We start from the raw sequence: 20,425 nt of genomic DNA, 5'->3' as shown, positions 1-20,425 counted from the left end.
CGGCTCGAAGAGAACGTCCAGGCGATGCGCCAGCCCCTGCACCTGACCTTCCTCAACGTCGGGCACTTCCTCGACCACTATTTCATGCTGATCTTCGCGACGGTGGCGGCCCTCGCGCTCACCGACGAATGGGGGATCGGTTACGGCGAACTCATCGTCTATGCGACGCCGGGTTTCATCGCCTTCGGGGCCTGCGCCATTCCGGCCGGCTGGCTCGCCGATCGCTGGAGCCGCGAGGGGATGATCACGGTTTTCTTCCTCGGCATCGGCATCTCCTCCGTCCTGACCGCCGCGGCGGCGACGCCTGTCGCGATGACCGCCGGCCTTCTCGCGATCGGTGTGTTCGCCGCGATCTACCATCCCGTCGGCATCGCCCTGGTTCTCGAGGGCGAGGGGTCTGTCGGCATGCGCGTCGCGGTCAACGGCGTCTGGGGCAACCTCGGCGTCGCCGCCGCCGCACTGGTCACTGCCGGACTGATCGATGTCACCGGCTGGCGGGCGGCCTTCATCGCCCCGGGCCTGTTTTCGATCCTGATCGGGATCGCCTATGGGGTTCTCGTCTGGCGTCCCGCCGCGATTGCTGCCTCGCTCGCCCGAAACGCCGGCGCGGCGGTCGGGTCGCGGCCGGGAAACGATGCCGCCGCCGGGCGGCCGGCTTTCGATCGCGTTGTTTTCATCCGCGTCCTATCCGTGATCCTCTTTACCACGGCGCTCGGCGGTCTCGTCTACCAGAGCACGACGTTCGCCCTTCCCAAGGTCTTCGACGAGCGCGCCAGCAGCTTCGCCGGCTCGGCCACCATGGTTGGCTGGCTGACCTTTGCAACCTTCGCCATCGGCTCGATGGGCCAGATCATCGTCGGCCGCCTGGTCGACCGTCATTCGCCGCGCACCGTTTTCATGTCGGTCGCGGCTCTCCAGGTGCTGTTCTTTTCCTTGATGATTGGGGCGACGGGTGCGGCCGCGTTCATCGCCGCCGTCGGCTTCATGCTGGCGGCGTTCGGGCAGATTTCGATCAACGACGTGCTCGTTGGGCGCGTCGCCAAGAGTGCCTGGCGCAGTCGCATTCTGGCGGTCCGCTACACCACCACCATAACAGTCATGGCGCTGAGCGTGCCGTTCATCGGCTGGATCTACGACCGTTGGGGTTTCGACCGGCTGTTCCTCGTGCTGGCAGCGACGGCCGCGCTCGTCTTCTGTGCCGTCGCGACGCTTCCCGCCCTCTCGCAGGACAAGCCGAAGGCCGCGCCGGTCCCGGCGGAGTGATCCCGCTCATTGTTCCCCAGAGGCGGGGAAAAAGCGTCGGCCGGTTCGAGCGCCGGTCGCCGAGCAGGCCGCTCAGCTCGTCCGCCGTGCCTCCACCGCCTTTGCGAGCGCGCACATCAACTCGAACATGATGGAAACGCCCACCCACGCCGTGCCGCCCGAAGGGTCGAATGGCGGCGAGACCTCGACGAGGTCGGCGCCGACGATGTCGAGCCCGTAGAGGTGTCGGCAGACCTGCTGGCCCTGAAAGGAGCTCGGGCCACCGATTTCCGGGGTGCCGGTGCCGGGCGCATACGACGGATCGATGAAGTCGATGTCGTAGCTGACATAGATCGGCTTGGCCCCGACGATCCGGCGCGCCTCGGCCATCACGTCGGCCACCCCGCGCTCGAAAAACTCCTCGATCTCGATGATCTTGACGCCGTTGGCGCGCCCGAACTCGATGTCCTCGCCGTCGTACTGCGTGCCGCGGATGCCGATCTGGACGACGCGTTTGGGATCGAGAAGCCCCTCCTCGATGGCCCTGCGGAAGGGGGTGCCGTGGGTGTAGCGAAAACCGCCGAAATATTCGTTGAAGAGGTCGGTATGCGCGTCGAAGTGGATCATGCCGATCGGCCCGTCCTTGGCGAGGGCCCTCAGGATTGGCAGCGTGATCATGTGATCGCCGCCCGCGGTCATCGGCGTGATGCGGTGCGCCATCAGCTCGAGATAGAAATTGGTGACCCGCCCCATGCTGTCATCGAGGCCAGCCGGATTGATGGCGACGTCCCCGATGTCGGCGCAATTGGCGAGCGAGTAGGGCTTGACCTTGGTTGCCGGATGGCGCGAGCGCACCATCGTCGAGAGGTCCCGCAGTTGGCGCGGTCCATGGCGCGGGCCGGGCCGGTTCGTCGTGCCGCCATCCCACGGCACTCCGACGAGGCCGATCTCGACTTCGCCGATGCGCGGATGCCCGAACGGCACGTAGGGCAGGCGCATGAAGGTCGGCAGACCCGAAAAGCGCGGCAGCTCGGCCCCTGAGATCGGCTGGAAGAAGTCGTCGTCACCCGCCATGGTTTTCCTCCCTTGTCGTTGCCGCCATTCGATCTGGCGATCCGGTCGCGGCTGGCGCGCGCCCCGGACGTCAGGGCCAGAAGCTACACGAGAAAAACGCGGTTGCCAGCGTTCCTTTACTGCCGGTGCTCGCCCTCCAGGCGAACGCAGCGTTGCGCCGGCCGGGCAGCTCGGCTGCAATGGCGGGGATATGCAACCTCGCACTCGCTGGGCTATCGTCGGTGTCCGTTCCTGTTGCCCGACCGTCGGGCACGCCGAGCCATCGATCCCGTGGGCGCATGCTCCGGGTGCAAAAGTCGCAATCCCGATGCCTGATGGTCCAGCCCCAGAAGCCCGCGCCGCCGGACCAGGAGACGGCATCGCGCTCTCGTCGATGGTCGAGCGGCCCGGCACGGCCATCGGCTTCACCATCGTGGCCGTGGCGCTCTTCACTCTGATGGATGTCCTCGTGAAGTGGGAAGCGCCGCGCTTTGCCATCATCCAGATCGTGTTCTTTCGCAGTGTCTTTGCTCTCGTCCCGCTCGGCGTCGTCCTCTTGAAGGGCCGGGACTTGCGCCCGCTGAGGGCCAACAACATCACGGGCCACATCGTGCGCTCGCTGGTCGGTGTGGCCGCCATGGTGTCCGTCTTCACCGCCTATTCGCTGATGAAGATCTCGGACGCCATCGCGATCACGTTCGCGGCGCCGCTTTTCGCGACCGCGCTCTCGGTTCCGATGCTCGGTGAGCGGGTCGGCTTGCACCGTTGGACGGCCGTCGTCGTCGGCTTCATTGGCGTGCTGATCATCGTGCGTCCCGGCACGACAGCGTTCGATTGGGCGGCCGTGTTCGCCATCGCGGGCGCCGCCTGTATCGGTGTCACCACCATCTACGTGCGCAAGCTGACGCGAACGGAAACCACCGAGGCGATCGTCCTCTATTTCACATTGACCACGACGGCATGCGCCGCCGTGGCGCTGCCGTTCGTCTGGGTGACGCCCGGCCCGCTGGACCTCGCGCTCCTGATCGCCATCGGATTGCTCGGCGGCACGGCGCAGATCTTCCGCACCAAGGCGTCCAAGCTGGCGGACATCGCCATCCTCGCCCCCTTCAGCTACACGGCGCTGCTCTGGGCGATGCTGCTCGGCTGGCTGATTTGGGACGAGTTGCCCGACGGCTACACGGTTCTCGGCGCATCCATCGTGGCGGCCTCCGGGATCTACATCGTGTTTCGCGAAACCCGACTCGGCCACCGGCGCGGCTGGCGCTGGCTGCACCGCGCGAGCGCCTGATGTCGTTCGGCAACGTTCATCGGCCGGACGCCGGGTAACCGAACGTTATCCTTGTTTTCTCATGAAAAATTGGGGCTTGCTTGGCACTATCCCGGCATCGCCAACGCCGATCGTCGCAAGGAGTGCCCGCGTATGACGTTCCGCATCCTGTCCGTGCTGCTTCTCGCGGCCGCAGCCTTCGTGCTGCCGCCCGAGCGCGCCGAGGCCGTCGAGTTCCTCTTCACCCGTGACTACTACGAGCACAAGACCTGCCGCGAGCCGGTCAAGGCCATCCGCACATGGCGCCGTGGCACCGTCGGCCGTCGCTACGACATCGTCGAGCGCGCGGCCCGTTACGAGTGGCGCACCCGCCGCGTCATGGTCCGCCCGCCGCTGCGCACCGTGCACCACCGCCACGCCTACCATGGCGGCAAAGTGGTGGTTTACCGCCCCGCTGTCTACGAGACGATCCGCGAGCGCGTGCTCGTGCGTCCGGTCAAGTATCGTGCCGTGCGTCACGACGGCTGGCGCGGCTGGGTGCCGAGCCATGCCATCGTCAGGGACGAGCGCGCACGCCGGTGGCATTGCCGCTAATCAGGGCACGCCTCGACGTCTCGACTCAGTCAAGGCCCGTCCCGCTACCCGCGGCGCGGGCCTTGACGCATGATCCGGCATCGCCTCGGGTGACCGAGCCCCCTTGCCAAGCGCGGCGCTTGTGCGTCTTTTGGCGCGATCATCAGAAGGGGGCGCCGCGTCATGCCGACCATCAACCGCTTTGCAGACCTGCACGACGAGATCGCCGGTTGGCGGCGCGAGCTTCACAGCCATCCGGAACTCGGCTTCGAATTGCCGCGCACTTCCGCTTTCGTTGCAGAGAAGCTGCGCGCGCTCGGCGTCGACGAGGTGGTGACCGGCATGGCGACGAGTGGTGTCGTCGCCGTGATCCGGGGCCGTTCCGTTGCCAGCGGCCGCACGATCGGCCTCAGGGCGGACATGGACGCGCTGCCGATCGAGGAGCTGCGTGACCTGCCCCACCGCTCCCGGAACCCCGGGACGATGCACGCCTGTGGTCACGACGGGCACACCGCCATGTTGCTCGGCGCCGCTCGCTATCTCGCCGAGACGCGCAACTTCGACGGCACGGCCGTGCTCATCTTCCAGCCCGCCGAGGAGGGCGGCGCCGGTGGGCGTGTCATGGTCGAGGAAGGCCTGATGGAGCGCTTCGGCATCCAGGAGGTCTATGGCATGCACAATGCGCCGGGTGTCCCGGTCGGCGTTTTCCGAACGCGGCCGGGCCCACTCATGGCCGCCGCCGACGTTTTCGAGATCGAGGTCACCGGCCACGGCGGTCATGCCGCCCGCCCGCACCGCGCCAACGATCCGATCGTGTTCTGCGCCCAGCTGGTGACGGCCTTCCAGACCATCGTCTCGCGCAACGTCGACCCCGTCGAGGCGGCTGTGATCTCGGTCACCAAGGTTCTCGCCGGCAACACGACGAACGTCATCCCGCAGACCGCCGTCATGGCAGGCACGGTGCGCACCTTGAGCGAGACGGTACGCGACCTCGTCGAGCGACGCATGGGCGAGATGGTGGCGGGCATGGCGGCCGCCTACGGCCTCACGGCGCATTATCGCTATGAGCGCGACTACCCCGTCCTCGTCAATCACGAGACCGAGACGGAATTCGCCGTCGGCATTGCGCGTCAGATCGTCGGCGACGGCGCGGTCGACGCCAAGGCCCCACCGGTCATGGGGGCGGAGGATTTCTCCTACATGCTCCAGGCCCGTCCCGGCGCATTCATCTTCATCGGCCAGGGCGACAGCGCCGGCCTCCACCATCCCGAATACGACTTCAACGACGAGATCATCCCGCTCGGCTGTTCGTATTGGGTCAAACTGGTCGAGACGGCCCTGCCGGCGCGATGAGACGCCAGCCGCCGGCAGCGGCCCCGATGCCGCGCGCCTTTGCGAGAGTCCGTTGGAGATTGGAGCGGGCGATGAGATTCGAACTCACGACCCTTACCTTGGCAAGGTAATGCTCTACCCCTGAGCTACGCCCGCTTCCGTGGGGTACGCGCGGCCACCCGGGCCGGCGAGAGCCGCTTTATGACCGAAAGCATTTCCCTTTGCAACCGTCTCGACGTGCGGCGCAGCCGGTGGCGGCCGACACGCCTTGCTCTGCAGGGCGGTCCGTTCTATGCCGCAGACCATGCGCGGGGCATCGCCATCGACGCGCTCTGCCGCGCGTAGCGCCGCACCGCCCGTCGGAGCGTTTCGATACGCGCGCCAGCACTCGGTCCAGCACCGCCAGACGACGAGGCGCAGACATGCCTGCCACCCGCAACGACCTTTTCGCGCGCCTCGACGCGCTCGGCATCGGGCATCACACAGTCGAGCACCCGGCCGTCTTCACCGTCGAAGAGAGCGATGCCATCCACAAACACGAGCTGCTCCCCGGCGGCCATACCAAGAACCTCTTCCTCAAGGACAAAAAGAATCGGATCTTCCTGGTCGTCGCTTTGAGTGACGCCGAAATCGACCTGAAATCGCTGCACAAGCTGATCGGCGCCGCCGGTCGCCTCAGCTTCGGGCGCGCCGAGCTGCTCGAGGAGGTTCTGGGCATCCGGCCGGGCTCGGTGACACCCTTCGCCCTCATCAACGACACCGGCAACCGGGTCGAGCCCATCCTCGATGCGCGCATGATGTCGCACGACCTGCTCAACTATCATCCGCTCGAGAATACCGCGACGACCAACATCGCGCGCGATGATCTGCTAAAGTTCATTCGCTCGTGCGGTCACGAGCCGCGGATCGTTCCGGTTGACGGGTTGGGCGCGACGTGACGTCGGCGACGGTTCGCAGCAACCGGAGCTTGCGGATTTCGTCGCGCGCCACATCTTGAGAGTGGTTTGGGGTCACGTTGCGGCGACCCCACGAGCAGGCAGGTGCGGGCCGCGCGATCATTGGGCTATTCTCCGCCAGGGATTTCAGGGAGCAGGTGCATGACGCTCGATTTCACGACCTTGGGCAAGAACGGCAAGAATGCCGCCGCCGGAGGTGGCGACGGCAGCAGCCCCGAAAAACCGCTCGTTGTGACACAGCAGACCTTGCAGCGTCTGGTGGCCGATTCCGCGACCAAGCTCGTCGTGCTGCACGCCCATCTCGAAGGCGGCACCGATAGTCCGGTGATGCACACGATCGCCAAATCGCTGCGGCCCGAGGTGCCTGTCCTCTTTGCCATCATCGATGCCCGCAAGAACCAGTTCCTCGTGCAGCAGATGGGCTTGAACCAGCTTCCCGCCGTCGTGCTGCTGATCCAGCAGCAGATCGTCGGCATCCTGCCGTCCAAGGAGCCGGCCGATCGCGTTCGCGCGTATCTCGCTCAACTCTTCGGGCCGCAGGCACTCGCCGCGCCCGAAGAAGAGGACGCGGTGGACGATGTCGCCGAGGCCCTGGCGGCCGCCGAACAGGCGCGCGGGGAAGGTGCACTCGCCGAAGCCGCGGAGATTTTTGGCGCGATCCTCGCGCGCGAGCCGGAGAACCTGAAGGCCCTGGCGGGGCTCGCCCGTTGCCACATCGAACTCGGCAATTTCGACCAGGCGCGCCAGATCCTCGCCCTCGTCCCGCCAGCGGGCGACACCGACCAGGACGTCTCGAGCGCGCGCGCCGCCCTCGAGCTTGCGGAGAAGGGTGCCGAGGCCGCCGGCAGGCTCGGTGATCTGCGCCAGCGTGTCGCTGCCAATCCGAAGGACCACGAGGCACGTTATCAGTTGGCGGTGGCGCTCAATGCGACCGGCGATCGCGAGGCGGCTGTCGACGAACTGTTGTCGATCATGCGCGCCGACCGCGCCTGGAACGATGAGGCGGCGCGCCGTCAGCTCGTCGAACTTTTCGAGGCATGGGGTCCGAAGGATCCGATGACCATCGATGGTCGGCGTCGGCTTTCGTCCCTCCTCTTTTCGTGAGCGGGGGGCGTTACTGAAGGAAACGGCATGGCGACGCGGCACCCCTATTCGACCACCCGGGACCTCGAGGGCATCATCCCCGTGTTTCCTCTCTCCGGCGTGATCCTGCTGCCGCACACCCAGTTGCCGCTCAACGTCTTCGAGCCGCGCTACATCGCCATGATCGACTACGTTTTGGCTGGCGAGCGCCTGCTCGGCATCGTGCAGCCCGCGCGCCGCGACGTGGCAACGGGCCTTTCCCCGATGGGCAACCAGGCAGGCCTGCGCTCTGTCGGTACGGTCGGTCGCCTCACGGCATTCCAGGAGACCGACGATCAGCGCTACCTGATTTCACTCACCGGCGTCTGCCGCTTCGAGATCGTCGCGGAGGAGGAGCGCGACCATCCCTTCCGGACCATGCGTGTCTCATACGACCGTTTCGCGCACGACCTCGCCCCGCCCGAGGTGCCGGAAGAGGTGGATCGCGCGCGCTTGCTGTCGGTCCTGCGTCGCTATCTGACGGCCAGCGGCTTGGCGGCCGACTGGTCGACGGTCGAGACGGCGAGCACGGCGTTCCTCGTCAACACGCTGTCGATGATCTGCCCGTACGGCTCGGAAGAAAAACAGGCCTTGCTCGAGGCCGCCGACGTCGCGGGGCGCGCCGAGGCGCTGATCGCCCTTGCCGAAATGGAACTGGCGACCGGTGGCAACGACGGTCCGCCTTCGGCGCTGCAGTGATCCTTCGAGCCAACGGGTGCGTGATCGCAGGGGAGCGACGAACAATGCGCGAGGAACCGGAAAATAAAGAGCAGACGAGCGTTCGTGAGGTCGACCCACGCGTCCTCGAGGTATTGGTCTGTCCGGTGACGAAATCCCGCCTCGAGTACGACCGCGCCGCGGGCGAACTCGTCTCGCGCGCCGCCGGCCTCGCCTATCCGATCCGCGATGGCATCCCGGTCATGCTTGCCGGCGAGGCCCGCCAGCTGAGCGACGCCGAGCGCGACCGCTCGCGCTGAAGCGGTTGAGTGGCCGCATCATGGAACGGCCGGCGCCCTGAGCCGCGCCAGCGGCCTCTCGTCGATCGGCAGGTGGATGAGGGCGGCAAGGAGGCCCAGCACCACCCCCGCCTGCCAGACGCCGTCGTAGCTTCCCGTCGTGTCGTAGAGATATCCGCCGAGCCAGACCCCGGTGAAACTGCCGATCTGGTGGCTGAAGAAAACGATGCCCGACAGCGTCGCCATGTAGCGCAGGCCGAACACCTGGGCGACGATGCCGGTCGTCAGCGGCACGGTCGAGAGCCAGAGAATGCCCATTGCCGCCGCAAAGAGATAAATCGTGGTCGCGGACTTGGGGGCCATCAGCAGCGCGGCGATGACGACCGCGCGCGAGAAATAGATCACGCTCAGCCCCATCCGCTTCGACCACACCTGCCCGACCATGCCGGAAAGGAACGAGCCGACGATGTTGCAAAGCCCGACGAGCGCGAGGGCGTAGGCTCCGACCTCGGGGCCGAGCCCGAGATCACTCACGTAGGCGGGGAAATGCACCGCGATGAAGGCGACGTGGAAGCCGCAGACGAAGAACCCGACGGTGAGCAGCACGAACCCCTGGTGCGCGAACGCCTCGCGGATTGCCGCCGCGACCGTCTGCTCGGCATCGGCCACGGTGCCGCTTTGCGTCCCCCTCGGCAGCACGAAGGCGAGCGGCAGGACGAGGAGCACCGCGCCCGAAAGCAGCATGAGCGCATTCATCCAGCCATAGCCGTCGATGAAAGCTTGGCCGAGCGGCGAGAACACCACTTGTCCGAATGACCCCGCGGCGGTGCCGAGGCCGAACACCAGCGAGCGCCGCTCGGGACCCACCACCTTGGCCATCGCGGCCAGTGCGAGCGAAAAGGAGGTGAAGGCGACGCCGAGCCCGGTCGCAACCCCGGCCGCGAGATGAAAGAGCGTCGGCTCGCTGGCGACCGTTATTCCGGCGACGCCGAGCGCATAAATGACGGCGCCGATGGCGATCACACGCGCCGGCCCGAATTTGTCGGCGAGCGCACCGGCGAAGGGCACGCCCAAACCCCAGAGGAGGTTCTGGATCGCGAGGGCGATGGCGAAGGTCTCGCGGTCCCAGCTCTGCGCGACGGTGATCGGCTCGAGGAACAGCCCGAAGGTCGATCGTACGCCGAATCCGATGAGGGCGATGAGGCAGCCGGCGACGATGACGACCGTCGGGCTCGCCCAATGTCGGCGCTCGGAAGATGCGGAGGGCGCGGTGATCATGACGATGTCCGGGCTTTCCAGGAACTGCTTCGGCTCCTAGCAGTTCATTGTTCAGCGCGGAACCGGCCTTGGCGGCGGCGAGCCATGCGGATCGTGCATTGCGTGGAAGTTGCCGCGCGGCCTCGTTCACGCGACCTGTGCAATGAGCCCCACCGCCCCGATGCCCGCGATGGCGAGCGTCTCGTCGCGATCGCCCGCCTCGCCCGCGACGCCCACCGCGCCGATGAGCGTGCCGGCCCCGTCGCGGACGATGACACCACCCTTGCTCGCGATCATCGGCAGCCCCATGCGCTCCTGCGCAACGCGGGCGACACCATGGAACCAGAGCGGAGTCTCTTGCGCCCATGCCATGACCGTGCGCGTCGGCTTGCCGTAGACCACCGAGGTCTTTGCCTTGGCTTCGGCGATGTGGACGAGGAGCGGCGGGGCGTCCGCCTCACGCACCGCGGCCAGCGTATGCCCGCCCCGGTCGACCACGACCACCGCGATCCGCCGGGAGGCGTCCGTACGTTCTCCGGCGAGCGCCGCTGCAACGATGCGCATGGCGCTCTCGAGATCGAGTTCAGCGCCTGCCATCGCCACCCCCGCCGGCTGTCATGGCGGCCGTTCCATCCACGGCGCACATCAGCCGCGGCAATTGCCCCGTTACGCCGGCCGCCTCGGCCACGAGCGACCGCATCGGTCCGTCGAGGCGCCCGACCGCCCTGAGGCCGAACCGGCGCAGCGCCCGCAAACCTTCGTGGTTGTTGGAAAAAAGCCGGTTGATCGCATCGAACGCGAGGCTCGAGGACACCGCGTCGAAGCGCCGCCAGCGCCCATAGACATCCAGCACGGCCGGGCCGCTCGGATCGAGCCCGAGGCGCAGCGCATCGACCACGAGCTCGGCGAGCGCGGCAACGTCGCGCAGCGCCAGATTGAGGCCCTGCCCGGCGAGGGGATGGACGCCGTGCGCCGCGTCGCCGACCAGGGCGAAGCGATCCCCCGTCAGCTCCCGCGCGAGCTGCAACGAAAGCGGGAAGGCTTGCGGGCGCTCGATCGTCTCGACATGGCCATAGGACGGCCCGATCCGCCGCAGGAATTCCTCTTCGAAATCCGCCGGTTCGAGAGCGAGGATGCGCTCCGCCTCCTCGCTCCGCTCGCTCCAGACGATCGAGGCGCGCCGCCCCGGGAGCGGCAGAATGGCGAACGGGCCGGCCGGCAGGAAATGCTGCGTGCCGCGGCCGGAATGGGGCTCGCGAAGTGTGATCGTCGTCACGATCGCCGTCTGTTGGTAGCGCCAGCCGACCACGTCTATACCGGCCCGCCGGCGAAGGCTTGCCCCCCGCCCCTGGGCCGAGACGACGAGCCGTGCCCTGAGGCTGCGCGCCACCCGTGCCTCACCGGCCATCCCTTCGAGGCGCACTTCGGCAAAGTCGCCCCCGACCGTCATGTCCGTGACATCCGTGGCGGCATGGACCGCAACGCGCGAGAAATCGCAGGCGTCCCGCAGCGCCTCCGTCAGCACCTCGTTCGGCACGATCCAGGAACCGGGCGTGCCGTCGTCGAGGACGTTGGCATAGTTGAGCATGACCTGACGGATCGGCGAATCGAGCGGCCCGTCCGTGATGTCGATCGTCAGCATCGGCTCGGCATGCGGGCGGCACTGCGACCACGCCCCGATCGCCTCGAGCATGCGCACGCTGCCCGCCGAAATGGCCCATGCGCGCCGGTCGGCTCCCGTCCTCGCGACGCGCGGATCGTGCCCGTCGACTATGCCGATCCGCGCCCCTGCGGGATGGAGCGTTTGCAGGGCGGCAACGAGCGCGAGCCCGGTTGGCCCGGCGCCCGCGACGAGCACGTCGAGATCGTCGATGTCACGAACGCGTTGGTGGTCGCGCCCTGACGTCTCGCCCTGTCGCAAGCCGACCTCCCTGCTGGCCGGGGCGCCAGTTGACAGCGCCCGGTTGCTCCCGCACGTCCATGTGCCACAGCCTGCTCGTGGCATAAAGTCTCGCGGGCGGGCGACCGATGCGCCGCCCCGCCTCGCCCCGGCAAGGAGCCCGCCCATGCCCGCCAATCCGCAACCGGCCCTCGAAGCCCTGCTCGCCATTCTCGACCTCGAGCAGCTCGAGGTGAACCTGTTTCGTGGCCAGAGCCCGCAGGATGGTTGGCAGCGGGTCTATGGCGGCCAGGTCATCGGTCAGGCCTTCGTTGCTGCCTCGCGCACCGTCGACGGTGAACTCCATGGCCACTCGCTGCACGCTTATTTCCTGCGTCCGGGCGATCCGCGCGTGCCGATCATCTACGAAGTCGACCGCCTGCGCGACGGCAAGAGCTTCGTGACCCGCCGCGTCATCGCCCGCCAGCACGGCGAGGTGATCTACGCCATGTCGGCCTCGTTCCATATCGACGAGGTGAGCTTCACCCATCAGGCGTCGATGCCTCCGGGCGTGCCGGCGCCCGAGGGCCTGCCGACCGAGCGCGAACTGAAGGCGCTGTTCATCGAGAAGCTTCCCGCGAACATGCGCCAATACTGGGAGCGCGATCGCCCGATCGAGATGCGCCCGGTCGACCTCTCGCGCTATGCCACCCGCGAGCCGATGCGCCCCGAGCAGCTCGTCTGGTTCCGCGCCAACGGCCGCTTGCCGGACGACCGCCCATTGCACCAGTGCGTCCTCGCCTATGCCTCGGATTTCACGCTGCTCGACACCGCGCTCATCGCGCACGGCAAGCTGCTCTTCGATGCCGACATCCAGCTGGCGAGCCTCGACCATGCGCTCTGGGTGCATGACGATTTTCGCGCCGACGAATGGCTTCTCTACGTCCAGGACAGCCCCTGGGCCGGTGGTGCGAGGGGCTTCTGCCGAGGCTCGATCTACACCCGTGATGGCCGGCTCGTTGCCTCCGTCGCCCAGGAAGGCCTGATGCGCCAACGCCCGAGTCAGTATCTGGCGCGCTGATAGGCAGTTTCGGGTTTCTGCTTACGGATTAGGCAGAGGCGCCTCGTCAGTCGCCCGTCCCGCGACGACGGAAATCGCTTAAAACTCAACAATAACAAATAGATAGTGCTCAGAACACGAGTCTGGCACGAGCCTTGAGTTGTCCTTAACCAATTCGTCGTCGCGCGACGGCGGAGAGGCTTTTGGCGGCCGCTGCCGTCTCGATCGAGCGGGGCTCGGGCGCGTCACTGAGGAGGTGGGACGATGAAACTCGTGATGGCGATCATCAAGCCATTCAAGTTGGACGACGTACGAACGGCCCTCACCGGGCTCGGGGTGGAGGGCATGACGGTGACCGAGGTGAAGGGCTACGGACGCCAGCAAGGCCACACCGAGATCTACCGCGGCGCCGAGTACGCCGTGCAATTCCTTCCCAAGCTGAAGATCGAGGTCGTGGTGCCGACCGATCGGCTCGACGCGACCGTCGAGGCGATCCGCGGTGCCGCCAACAGCGGCCAGATCGGCGACGGCAAGATCTTCGTCACACCGGTCGACCGCACGGTTCGCATCCGCACCGGCGAACTCGACGTCAACGCACTCTGATCCGATGAAGGGGGACAGCATATGAGACGGAAAATCGCAGCTTTGGCGGCCGTGGTGGTCGCCTCGACGGCTCTGCCCGTCGCCGCACTGGCCCAGGACGCGACGCCGCCGGCTGGCGTCTCGCCCGATGTCGGCTTCATTTTCAACACGCTGCTCTTCATGATGGGCGGCTTCCTCGTGATGTTCATGGCAGCCGGCTTCGCCATGCTCGAGGCGGGTATGGTGCGCTCCAAGAACGTGGCGATGCAGTGCACCAAGAACATCGCGCTCTATTCGATCTCCGGCATCATGTTCTGGGTGGTCGGCTACGCGCTGATGTATCCGGGTGACGGCAACTGGCTCGTCTCCGATGTCGTCGGCAAGCTCGAGCCCTATCCGACCCAGGCGGCCGGAGCGGGGATCGACCAGGGCTCGTATTCGGTGGCCTCGGACTGGTTCTTCCAGATGGTGTTCTGTGCGGCGACCGCCTCGATCGTCTCGGGCACCGTCGCCGAGCGCGTCAAACTCTGGCCGTTCCTCATCTTCACGGCCGTCCTCACGGGCATCATCTACCCCATCCAGGGCTCCTGGGAATGGGGCACCGGCTGGCTCGACGACATGGGCTTTTCGGACTTTGCCGGCTCGACGCTGGTGCATTCCACCGGTGGCTGGGCGGCCCTCGTCGGTGCCATCATCATCGGCGCGCGCAAGGGCAAGTACGGCCCGAACGGCATGGTCCACCCGATGCCGGGCTCCTCGATGCCGCTGGCGACCCTCGGCACGTTCATCCTCTGGCTCGGCTGGTTCGGCTTCAACGGCGGCTCGCAGCTCGCCATGGGCACGGTCAGCGACGTCTCCGACGTCAGCCGCATCTTCGTGAACACCAACCTTGCGGCGGCCGCCGGCGTCGTCGTCGCGATGCTCTTGAACCAGCTCTTCTACGGCAAGGTCGACCTCACCATGGCGCTCAACGGCGCGCTCGCCGGCCTCGTTGCCATCACCGCCGAGCCGCTCCAGCCGAGCGTGCCGATGGCCCTGCTCATCGGCGGCATCGGCGGCGTCATCGTCGTCATTGCGGTGCCGCTCCTCGACAAGGCCAGGATCGACGACGTGGTGGGCGCGATCCCGGTCCACCTTCTCGCCGGGATTTGGGGCACCATGGCCGTGCCGCTCACCAACGCCGACGCGAGCTTTGCCGTGCAGGCAGTTGGCGTCGTGGCGGTCGGCGTCTTCGTCAGCCTGGCGAGTGCGGCCGTCTGGCTCGTGCTCTCGGTGGTGATGGGCCTGCGTCCGAGTGAGGAGCAGGAGGCAATGGGCCTCGACAAGGCCGAGATCGGCATCGAGGCCTATCCCGAGTTCGGGGTCGGCAGCCAGCGCTTCTGATCCCTGCCCCGGCGGGATGTGCCAGGCGCATCCCCCTTTGCGCCGGCACCTGGAACGGCCCGGATCGTGAGCTCTCCGGGCCGTTCCTTTCGTTTTGCCGGACCCCTGCCACCCGGCGCCCCCGCACGTTCTGGTGTTCCCCTTCGTTTTGCGGCATGTCCTCGCGGATGGACCGGGCCCTGTCGGCCCGCTCGGATGCCGGGACATGCCGCCATGCCCACCAGCCTCGATCTCATCCAGTCACCGTTCCCTCGTCTACGCGCCCTGCTGGAGGGGATCGCCCCGCCCGAGGGCCTCGCGCCGATCGACATGACGATCGGTGAGCCGCGCCATCCGCTGCCGGAGATTCTCGCCCCGGCCCTCGCCGAGGCCGCGGCCGATTACGCGAAATATCCTCCGATACAGGGCACGCCCGAACTGCGCGCCGCCCTCGCCGATTGGCACCGGCGCCGCTATGGCATCGACCTCGACGTTGATCGCGAGGTGATGGTGTTGAACGGCTCTCGCGAGGGCATCGTCTCGGCCATCGTTGTCGCCCTTGCCGAGGCGCGCGCCGCCGGCCGCGACCGGGTGCTGATGCCGAACCCCTTCTATCAATGCTATGCCGCCGGTGCGATTTCGGCGGGCGGCGAGCCGGTGCTGCTCGACACTGGCGCCAACACCGGCTTCCTGCCGGACCTCGAAGCTCTCGCTGGCGATGCGGACCTGCTCGCGCGCACCGCGGCCTTCGTGCTCTGCTCGCCGGCCAATCCCCAGGGCGCCGTCGCCGACCCCGATTATCTCTCCCGCGCGCTCGATCTCGCCCGCCGGCACGGCTTCTGGCTGCTGATGGACGAGTGCTATTCGGAGATCTATTCGGTGTCACCGCCGCCCGGCATTCTCGAAGTCGCCAGCGCGCGCACCGGCTCCCTCTCGCGGGCGGTCTCCTTCAATTCCCTCTCCAAGCGCTCCAATGTGCCGGGACTGCGCTCGGGCTTCGTGGCCGGCGATGCGACATTTCTTTCCTCGCTTCAGCGCTTCCGTAACGTCGCGGCGCCGCAGACCCCCGTCCCGGTCCAGCATGCCTCCGCCGTGCTCTGGTCCGACGAGGCGCACGTCGAGGCGAGCCGGGACCTCTATCGCGAGAAATTCGACCTCGCGGACCGCATCCTCGGGAACGCGCTCGGCTACCGCCGGCCTGCCGGCGGCTTCTTCCTTTGGCTCGAAACGGCACGTTTCGGCGGTGGCGAGGCGGCCGCGGTAACCCTCTGGAAAGGATACGGTGTAAAGGTCTTGCCTGGAGCTTACCTCGGTCAGCCGGACCCGACCGGCCACAATCCCGGCGCACCCTACGTCCGGGTGGCCCTGGTGCACGACCGCGCAACGACGTCCGAGGCGCTCCAACGGATCGTGGAATTGGCGAAGTGAGCGTGTTGGCTGGCCATGGCGTCGGAAACTGGCGGCAAGAATGCCGAAGTCATCGACCGCGATGACATCGAGGAACTGGTCAGAACCTGGTCCTTGAAGGGCACGGGCCTCGCCCTCATGGCCGCCGCCATCGCGATCTGGCTCGCGATCGCCACCTGGTCGGCGACCGATCCGAGCCTCCACGGCGGCCCCTCCGAACTCGCTCACAACCTGCTCGGCGCACCGGGAGCGCTCGTTGCGGACCTCCTCTTCCAGACGCTCGGTCTGGCGGCGGTGCTCTTCGTTCTGCCGATCGCGACCTGGGGGCATGATCTCTATCGGCGCAAGCACGTGCGCAATCTGCCACGCAAGCTGATCCTCTGGCCAGTCGGTACGGGCCTGCTGGCGGCCGCGTTCTCGGGTTTGCCTCGGCTCGAGGCCTGGCCGCTGCACCACGGCTTCGGTGGCCTTGCCGGCGACACGGCGGCGCTCGCCATGACGGGCCTCGCGGTTACCGTCGATCCGACGTTCGGGCCGATCGCCGCGGGGCTGCTGATGGCCTGGGCCGGGGCGGCGATCTACGTGCGCGCCTTCGGCATTCAGCTTCAGGACCTGCGCCGTGCCTTCGAGCCGAGCGACGATACCCTCGAGCGCCCGCGCGGCCTCGCCATGGTCGCGGGCCTCGCGCTCGCCTCGCTCGCCCCTCTCGCTTGGGTCCTGAGGCCTCGCTTCCGATCCGCTGCCCCTGCGGCCGCCGGTCGCGGTGCGTCCGGCATCGGTGGTCTCACCGCCGCCGCCGACGCCGCTCTCGCTGCGGGGGCGGAATTCGGCGCGGCGACCGCCGCCTCGGCCCGCCCCGGCGGCCCGTCGGGACGTGATGCCGGCGCACGCAGCGAGCCTCGTTTCAGCGACGTGCCATCTCCATCCGAATTGGACGACCCGTCGAATGCCCTGGCGGGGGCCGCCGTCGCCGGGGGTGTCTTCGCCGGCGCCGCCATGCTCGGCGGGGTCGGGTCGAGCCGCCACACCTCGAACTCCCTCGACGAGCGCGGCCGCGACCTTGCCCGCCGTTTCGCGCCTGCCTCGCGCACGACATCGCCGACCTTGCCGATCAACGACGCTCCCCTCGCCGATCCCGTGCTGGTCGAGGCCCTCTCGGCGGCTGCCGCTACACCCGCGAACGATCACCGCTTGCCGTCGATCCAGCTCCTGGCAAAGGGGCGCGGCGCCAAACTCGGGGCCGAATTCACGCAGAGCGTCCTGCGTGGCAACTCGCGATTGCTCGAGGATGTCCTCAAGGACTACGGCATCAAGGGCAGCATCGTGAACGTGCGGCCCGGCCCCGTGGTCACACTCTATGAACTCGAGCCGCAGCGCGGCGTGAAGGCCTCGCGCGTCATCGGCCTTTCCGACGACATCGCCCGCTCCATGAGTGTCGCGGTGGCGCGCGTCGCCACTGTTCCCGGCCGCAATGCAATCGGCATCGAACTGCCGAACGTGCGCCGTGAGCCTGTCGTGCTGCGCGAGATGTTCGAATCGAAGTCCTTCCGCCACACCGACGCAGCGCTTCCGATCGCGCTCGGCCGTGCGATCGACGGCGAACCCGTGGTCGTCGATCTTGCGCAGATGCCGCATCTGCTCGTTGCCGGCACCACCGGCTCCGGCAAGTCGGTCGGCCTCAACGCCATGATCCTGTCGCTGCTCTACCGTCTGACGCCGGACGCCTGTCGCTTGCTGCTGATCGACCCCAAGATGTTGGAGCTTTCGGCCTACAACGGCATTCCGCACCTGCTCTGCCCCGTCGTCACCGATGCCCGCGTGGCCGTATCGGCTCTGCAGTGGGCGGTCGGGGAGATGGAGGAGCGCTACAAGCGCATGGCGAGCCTCGGCGTGCGCAACATCAAGGTCTACAACAACCGGATCGCCCACGCCCGCCGAATGGGTCGGGCTCTCAACCGCACCGTACAGGTCGGCTTCGATCGCGCCGACGGTCAGCCCGTGTTCGAGAACGAGAATCTCGACCTCGAGGCGATGCCCTACATCGTCATCGTCATCGATGAGATGGCCGATCTCGTTCTGACCGCCGGCAAGGAGTTCGAGGCCGCCGTTCAGCGTTTGGCTCAGATGGCCCGCGCCGCCGGCATCCACCTCGTGGCGGCAACACAGCGCCCGAGTGTCGATGTCGTCACCGGGGTCATCAAGGCCAACCTGCCGAGCCGGTTGAGCTTCAAGGTGGCGAGTGCCGCCGACAGCCGCACCGTGCTCGGCCAGCAGGGCGCCGAGCAGCTACTCGGAGCCGGTGACATGCTGTTCAGCGCGGGTGGAGGCGAATTCGTGCGCCTGCACGGACCGTTCGTCGGCGAGGAGGAGATCGAGGCGGTCACGTCGTTCCTCGCGTCACAGGGCGAGGCACGTTATGTCCCGGCCCTGCTTGCGGCCACCGCGCCGGCCTCGTCCGGCACCGCTGGAGCGGTGGAGCGCGCCGACGACCTCTACGATCGCGCGGTGGCCATGGTGCTGCGTGACGGCCGTGTCTCGACCAGCTATCTTCAGCGCCGTCTTTCGATCGGTTACGGGCGCGCTTCGACGCTGGTCCAGCAGATGGAACAAGCCGGCCTCGTCACCGGCCCGAATGCCGCCGGCCGCCGGGAAGTTCTCGGTCACGCGCCGTAACGGCCTCAATTGCCCCATAATGCGGGGATACCCGGCGCCGACGGTTGCGGGCGAGATGCGCGGCACATACTTTGCCGGGTGTGGGCATCGGCTGTCGCGGCGAGTCGCGCGGAACCGTGCCATGTTCGGACGCCTCGACCGAGGCCTGCCGGAGTTTCCATTCAGGGGGATGAGATGGTGTTCAGGACCAGCTTCTTTGCGGCGCTCGGCCTCTTGACCTGCGTTGCCCTGCCGCCTATTGCGCCCGCGCAGGCCCAGACCCAGACGCAGCCGACCGCGCCTGCCGTCAATGCCGTGGGCGCCGGCTCCGGCTGGCAGGCAGAGGTCCAGCCCGGCGGCGTCATCGGGCGGACGTTCTCGGCGGAAGAGTTGAAGTTGATCGAGGATGTCAACGGCTACTTCAATGGCATCCAGCACATGAACGGCAAGTTCGTTCAGACGGATGCTCAGCAGCAGAGGGTTCGCGGCAGGTTTTTCGTCAGCCGGCCGGGTCGGTTCCGTTTCGTCTACTCGCCGCCGAGCAAGATGGTCATCCTATCGGATGGAACCTATCTTTCCATCGAGGACCATGAACTCGAAACCGTCGAGCGCTATTCGCTGTCCTCGACGCCGTTCCGCATCCTACTCGCTGAAACGGTCGATGTTCTTCGCGACGCCGAGATCGCGGATATCGCCATGGCGCCGACCGGGGTCAACCTGACGATCATCGACAAGGAGAACGCCAGCAATGGTCGTTTGCGCCTCGTCTTCGATCGTGGCGCGGACAACGCGTTGGCCCTGCGCGAATGGGTCGTGACCGATGCCCAGGGGCTCGATACGCGTATCGAGGTGGCGGGTCTGGCGTTGGGCGAGCCGGCCGATCCGAACCTTTTCAAGCCGTCTGATGTCGGCCTGCAGAACGCCCACGCGAATCAGCGTTGAACACCAGTCGCGGTTTATCCACAGGGTGGATTGACCTGTTCCGGAATACTGTTAAAGTGGTATGAGCAAGTGGTGCTCTCGTAATCCGGCCACGCCCCCCCGTCTAGCCGGCGAGCACCGCGAGCAGCGTCGGCTTCCCTCCCGGCGCATGCGCTGAAGCGCAGATGAGCGCCCGACCAAGTCTTTGGTTGGGCGCTTTTTTGTTTGCGATCGGGGTTCGATGTCCGGGCCGTTGGTGAGACCACACTGGGCCACGGTGACAGGGTATGGTGGGCCAGCCGCCTTCAGGCGACCCGTCGATTTGGTGTCGGAGCCGCGGGTTCCGCGTCTGCGCCGAGCATGGCGTCGGTCTCGCGCAGCACGTCGCTGATTTCCTTCAGCCGGTGTGTCAGCACTTCGAGGAAATGCTGCGCCAGCCCCGGATCCTCGGCGAAGTAGGCATGCATCATGTGCCGCGAAAAGCCGAGAACGCGCACTTTGCCGAGGGCGCGAACCGTGACGACGTGGTTGGTTTCGGTGACCATTGCGATCTCGGCCAGCATCGTCCCGACACCATGCACCTTGGCATCCGGTCCCGGCGCCGCTCCGTGGTAGGCCAGAACCTTGCCGTCGACGACGAGGTAAGCGGCGTTGCCGCTGGCGCCCTCACGGATCAGGACTTGCCCATCGTTGAAGACCAGCCGTTCGGCGCCGACCGCCAGCGACTTGAGCTGCGAGATGGCGAGGCCCTCGAAGAAGGGCACCGAAAGCATCGGCATGATGATGTTGTCGATCGACATG

19 protein-coding genes and 1 tRNA gene are annotated in these 20,425 nt (G+C 67.1%); 14 read left to right on the top strand and 6 right to left on the bottom strand.

Annotation, left to right across the window (positions count from 1 at the left end; genetic code table 11):
- Positions 1–24: 24 nt before the first annotated feature.
- Entirely contained in the window at positions 25–1,263 is a 1,239-nt protein-coding gene (locus GC150_13685) for an MFS transporter (GenBank protein ID MBI1385951.1), read from the top strand.
- Between the two features lie 72 nt (positions 1,264–1,335).
- Here the strand turns inward: GC150_13685 and speB are convergent, their stop codons facing one another.
- Positions 1,336–2,316, bottom strand: coding sequence for an agmatinase (speB, locus tag GC150_13680; protein MBI1385950.1), 981 nt, complete (start codon positions 2,314–2,316; stop codon positions 1,336–1,338).
- On the opposite strand from speB, the gene GC150_13675 reads away from it, so the two are divergent.
- The 3 genes from GC150_13675 to GC150_13665 all read left to right on the top strand — a co-directional run bounded on the left by GC150_13675 (position 2,240) and on the right by GC150_13665 (position 5,491).
- Complete coding sequence (locus GC150_13675; GenBank protein MBI1385949.1) at positions 2,240–3,586, top strand: EamA family transporter; 1,347 nt, start codon at positions 2,240–2,242, stop codon at positions 3,584–3,586. The genes speB and GC150_13675 overlap by 77 nt on opposite strands.
- A 132-nt stretch (positions 3,587–3,718) precedes the next feature.
- Positions 3,719–4,159, top strand: a complete 441-nt coding sequence (locus GC150_13670) for a hypothetical protein (protein MBI1385948.1) — start codon at positions 3,719–3,721, stop codon at positions 4,157–4,159.
- A 162-nt stretch (positions 4,160–4,321) separates the two neighbouring features.
- Entirely contained in the window at positions 4,322–5,491 is a 1,170-nt protein-coding gene (locus GC150_13665; protein ID MBI1385947.1) for an amidohydrolase, read from the top strand.
- Positions 5,492–5,551: 60 nt separating this feature from the next.
- Here GC150_13665 and GC150_13660 read toward each other — a convergent pair.
- Positions 5,552–5,626: transfer RNA gene (locus GC150_13660), tRNA-Gly, on the bottom strand.
- Positions 5,627–5,892: 266 nt separating this feature from the next.
- On the opposite strand from GC150_13660, the gene GC150_13655 reads away from it, so the two are divergent.
- From GC150_13655 to GC150_13640, 4 genes are all read left to right on the top strand, one after another.
- Positions 5,893–6,408 (top strand): prolyl-tRNA synthetase associated domain-containing protein, encoded by a 516-nt coding sequence (locus GC150_13655; GenBank protein ID MBI1385946.1) that lies wholly within the window; start codon positions 5,893–5,895, stop codon positions 6,406–6,408.
- 159 nt (positions 6,409–6,567) lie between these two features.
- Positions 6,568–7,530 carry a tetratricopeptide repeat protein gene (locus GC150_13650; protein MBI1385945.1) on the top strand — a complete coding sequence of 321 codons (963 nt, stop codon included), beginning with the start codon at positions 6,568–6,570 and terminating at the stop codon, positions 7,528–7,530.
- Positions 7,531–7,557: 27 nt separating this feature from the next.
- Positions 7,558–8,247: a peptidase S16 gene (locus GC150_13645; protein MBI1385944.1), complete on the top strand. Its 690-nt coding sequence runs from the start codon at positions 7,558–7,560 to the stop codon at positions 8,245–8,247.
- Between the two features lie 44 nt (positions 8,248–8,291).
- Positions 8,292–8,525, top strand: coding sequence for a Trm112 family protein (locus tag GC150_13640; protein ID MBI1385943.1), 234 nt, complete (start codon positions 8,292–8,294; stop codon positions 8,523–8,525).
- A gap of 18 nt (positions 8,526–8,543) precedes the next feature.
- On the opposite strand, the gene GC150_13635 is transcribed toward GC150_13640, so the two are convergent.
- From GC150_13635 to GC150_13625, 3 genes are all read right to left on the bottom strand, one after another.
- Positions 8,544–9,782, bottom strand: coding sequence for an MFS transporter (locus GC150_13635; GenBank protein ID MBI1385942.1), 1,239 nt, complete (start codon positions 9,780–9,782; stop codon positions 8,544–8,546).
- A 126-nt stretch (positions 9,783–9,908) separates the two neighbouring features.
- A complete protein-coding gene (locus GC150_13630) occupies positions 9,909–10,358 on the bottom strand; it encodes a heme-binding protein (protein ID MBI1385941.1) in 450 nt (149 codons plus the stop codon).
- A complete protein-coding gene (locus tag GC150_13625) occupies positions 10,345–11,871 on the bottom strand; it encodes a hypothetical protein (protein MBI1385940.1) in 1,527 nt (508 codons plus the stop codon). Before GC150_13625 ends, GC150_13630 begins: the two co-directional genes overlap by 14 nt.
- Here GC150_13625 and tesB point away from each other — a divergent pair.
- From tesB to GC150_13595, 6 genes are all read left to right on the top strand, one after another.
- A complete protein-coding gene (tesB, locus tag GC150_13620) occupies positions 11,828–12,721 on the top strand; it encodes an acyl-CoA thioesterase II (GenBank protein ID MBI1385939.1) in 894 nt (297 codons plus the stop codon). The two genes, GC150_13625 and tesB, sit on opposite strands and share 44 nt — an antisense overlap.
- 243 nt (positions 12,722–12,964) lie before the next feature.
- The gene (locus GC150_13615) at positions 12,965–13,303 is read left to right on the top strand and encodes a P-II family nitrogen regulator (protein MBI1385938.1); all 339 of its coding nucleotides are present in this window, start codon (positions 12,965–12,967) and stop codon (positions 13,301–13,303) included.
- A 21-nt stretch (positions 13,304–13,324) separates the two neighbouring features.
- Complete coding sequence (locus GC150_13610) at positions 13,325–14,665, top strand: ammonium transporter (GenBank protein ID MBI1385937.1); 1,341 nt, start codon at positions 13,325–13,327, stop codon at positions 14,663–14,665.
- 195 nt (positions 14,666–14,860) lie between these two features.
- Positions 14,861–16,072 (top strand): aminotransferase class I/II-fold pyridoxal phosphate-dependent enzyme, encoded by a 1,212-nt coding sequence (locus GC150_13605; protein MBI1385936.1) that lies wholly within the window; start codon positions 14,861–14,863, stop codon positions 16,070–16,072.
- 117 nt (positions 16,073–16,189) lie between these two features.
- Entirely contained in the window at positions 16,190–18,724 is a 2,535-nt protein-coding gene (locus GC150_13600) for a hypothetical protein (GenBank protein ID MBI1385935.1), read from the top strand.
- A gap of 174 nt (positions 18,725–18,898) precedes the next feature.
- The gene (locus GC150_13595; protein ID MBI1385934.1) at positions 18,899–19,645 is read left to right on the top strand and encodes a cell envelope biogenesis protein LolA; all 747 of its coding nucleotides are present in this window, start codon (positions 18,899–18,901) and stop codon (positions 19,643–19,645) included.
- 284 nt (positions 19,646–19,929) lie between these two features.
- Here GC150_13595 and GC150_13590 read toward each other — a convergent pair whose 3' ends face one another.
- A complete protein-coding gene (locus GC150_13590; GenBank protein ID MBI1385933.1) occupies positions 19,930–20,424 on the bottom strand; it encodes a cyclic nucleotide-binding domain-containing protein in 495 nt (164 codons plus the stop codon).
- Position 20,425 lies beyond the last annotated feature (1 nt).

Source organism: Hyphomicrobiales bacterium (assembly GCA_016125495.1).
GTDB lineage: Bacteria > Pseudomonadota > Alphaproteobacteria > Rhizobiales > RI-29 > RI-29.
The sequence above is the reverse complement of the archived record's forward strand: the minus strand, read 5'-3'. Positions and strand labels throughout refer to the sequence as shown.

Excerpts from the sequence above, each read along its gene's own strand:
- GC150_13685 (MBI1385951.1), top strand. The coding sequence starts at position 25 with ATGCGCCAGCCCCTGCACCTGACCTTCCTCAACGTCGGGCACTTCCTC.
- GC150_13675 (MBI1385949.1), top strand. The coding sequence starts at position 2,240 with ATGAAGGTCGGCAGACCCGAAAAGCGCGGCAGCTCGGCCCCTGAGATC.
- speB (MBI1385950.1), bottom strand. The coding sequence starts at position 2,316 with ATGGCGGGTGACGACGACTTCTTCCAGCCGATCTCAGGGGCCGAGCTG.
- GC150_13670 (MBI1385948.1), top strand. The coding sequence starts at position 3,719 with ATGACGTTCCGCATCCTGTCCGTGCTGCTTCTCGCGGCCGCAGCCTTC.
- GC150_13665 (MBI1385947.1), top strand. The coding sequence starts at position 4,322 with ATGCCGACCATCAACCGCTTTGCAGACCTGCACGACGAGATCGCCGGT.
- GC150_13655 (MBI1385946.1), top strand. The coding sequence starts at position 5,893 with ATGCCTGCCACCCGCAACGACCTTTTCGCGCGCCTCGACGCGCTCGGC.
- GC150_13650 (MBI1385945.1), top strand. The coding sequence starts at position 6,568 with ATGACGCTCGATTTCACGACCTTGGGCAAGAACGGCAAGAATGCCGCC.
- GC150_13645 (MBI1385944.1), top strand. The coding sequence starts at position 7,558 with ATGGCGACGCGGCACCCCTATTCGACCACCCGGGACCTCGAGGGCATC.
- GC150_13640 (MBI1385943.1), top strand. The coding sequence starts at position 8,292 with ATGCGCGAGGAACCGGAAAATAAAGAGCAGACGAGCGTTCGTGAGGTC.
- GC150_13635 (MBI1385942.1), bottom strand. The coding sequence starts at position 9,782 with ATGATCACCGCGCCCTCCGCATCTTCCGAGCGCCGACATTGGGCGAGC.
- GC150_13630 (MBI1385941.1), bottom strand. The coding sequence starts at position 10,358 with ATGGCAGGCGCTGAACTCGATCTCGAGAGCGCCATGCGCATCGTTGCA.
- tesB (MBI1385939.1), top strand. The coding sequence starts at position 11,828 with ATGCCCGCCAATCCGCAACCGGCCCTCGAAGCCCTGCTCGCCATTCTC.
- GC150_13625 (MBI1385940.1), bottom strand. The coding sequence starts at position 11,871 with ATGGCGAGCAGGGCTTCGAGGGCCGGTTGCGGATTGGCGGGCATGGGC.
- GC150_13615 (MBI1385938.1), top strand. The coding sequence starts at position 12,965 with ATGAAACTCGTGATGGCGATCATCAAGCCATTCAAGTTGGACGACGTA.
- GC150_13610 (MBI1385937.1), top strand. The coding sequence starts at position 13,325 with ATGAGACGGAAAATCGCAGCTTTGGCGGCCGTGGTGGTCGCCTCGACG.
- GC150_13605 (MBI1385936.1), top strand. The coding sequence starts at position 14,861 with ATGCCGGGACATGCCGCCATGCCCACCAGCCTCGATCTCATCCAGTCA.
- GC150_13600 (MBI1385935.1), top strand. The coding sequence starts at position 16,190 with ATGGCCGCCGCCATCGCGATCTGGCTCGCGATCGCCACCTGGTCGGCG.
- GC150_13595 (MBI1385934.1), top strand. The coding sequence starts at position 18,899 with ATGGTGTTCAGGACCAGCTTCTTTGCGGCGCTCGGCCTCTTGACCTGC.
- GC150_13590 (MBI1385933.1), bottom strand. The coding sequence starts at position 20,424 with ATGTCGATCGACAACATCATCATGCCGATGCTTTCGGTGCCCTTCTTC.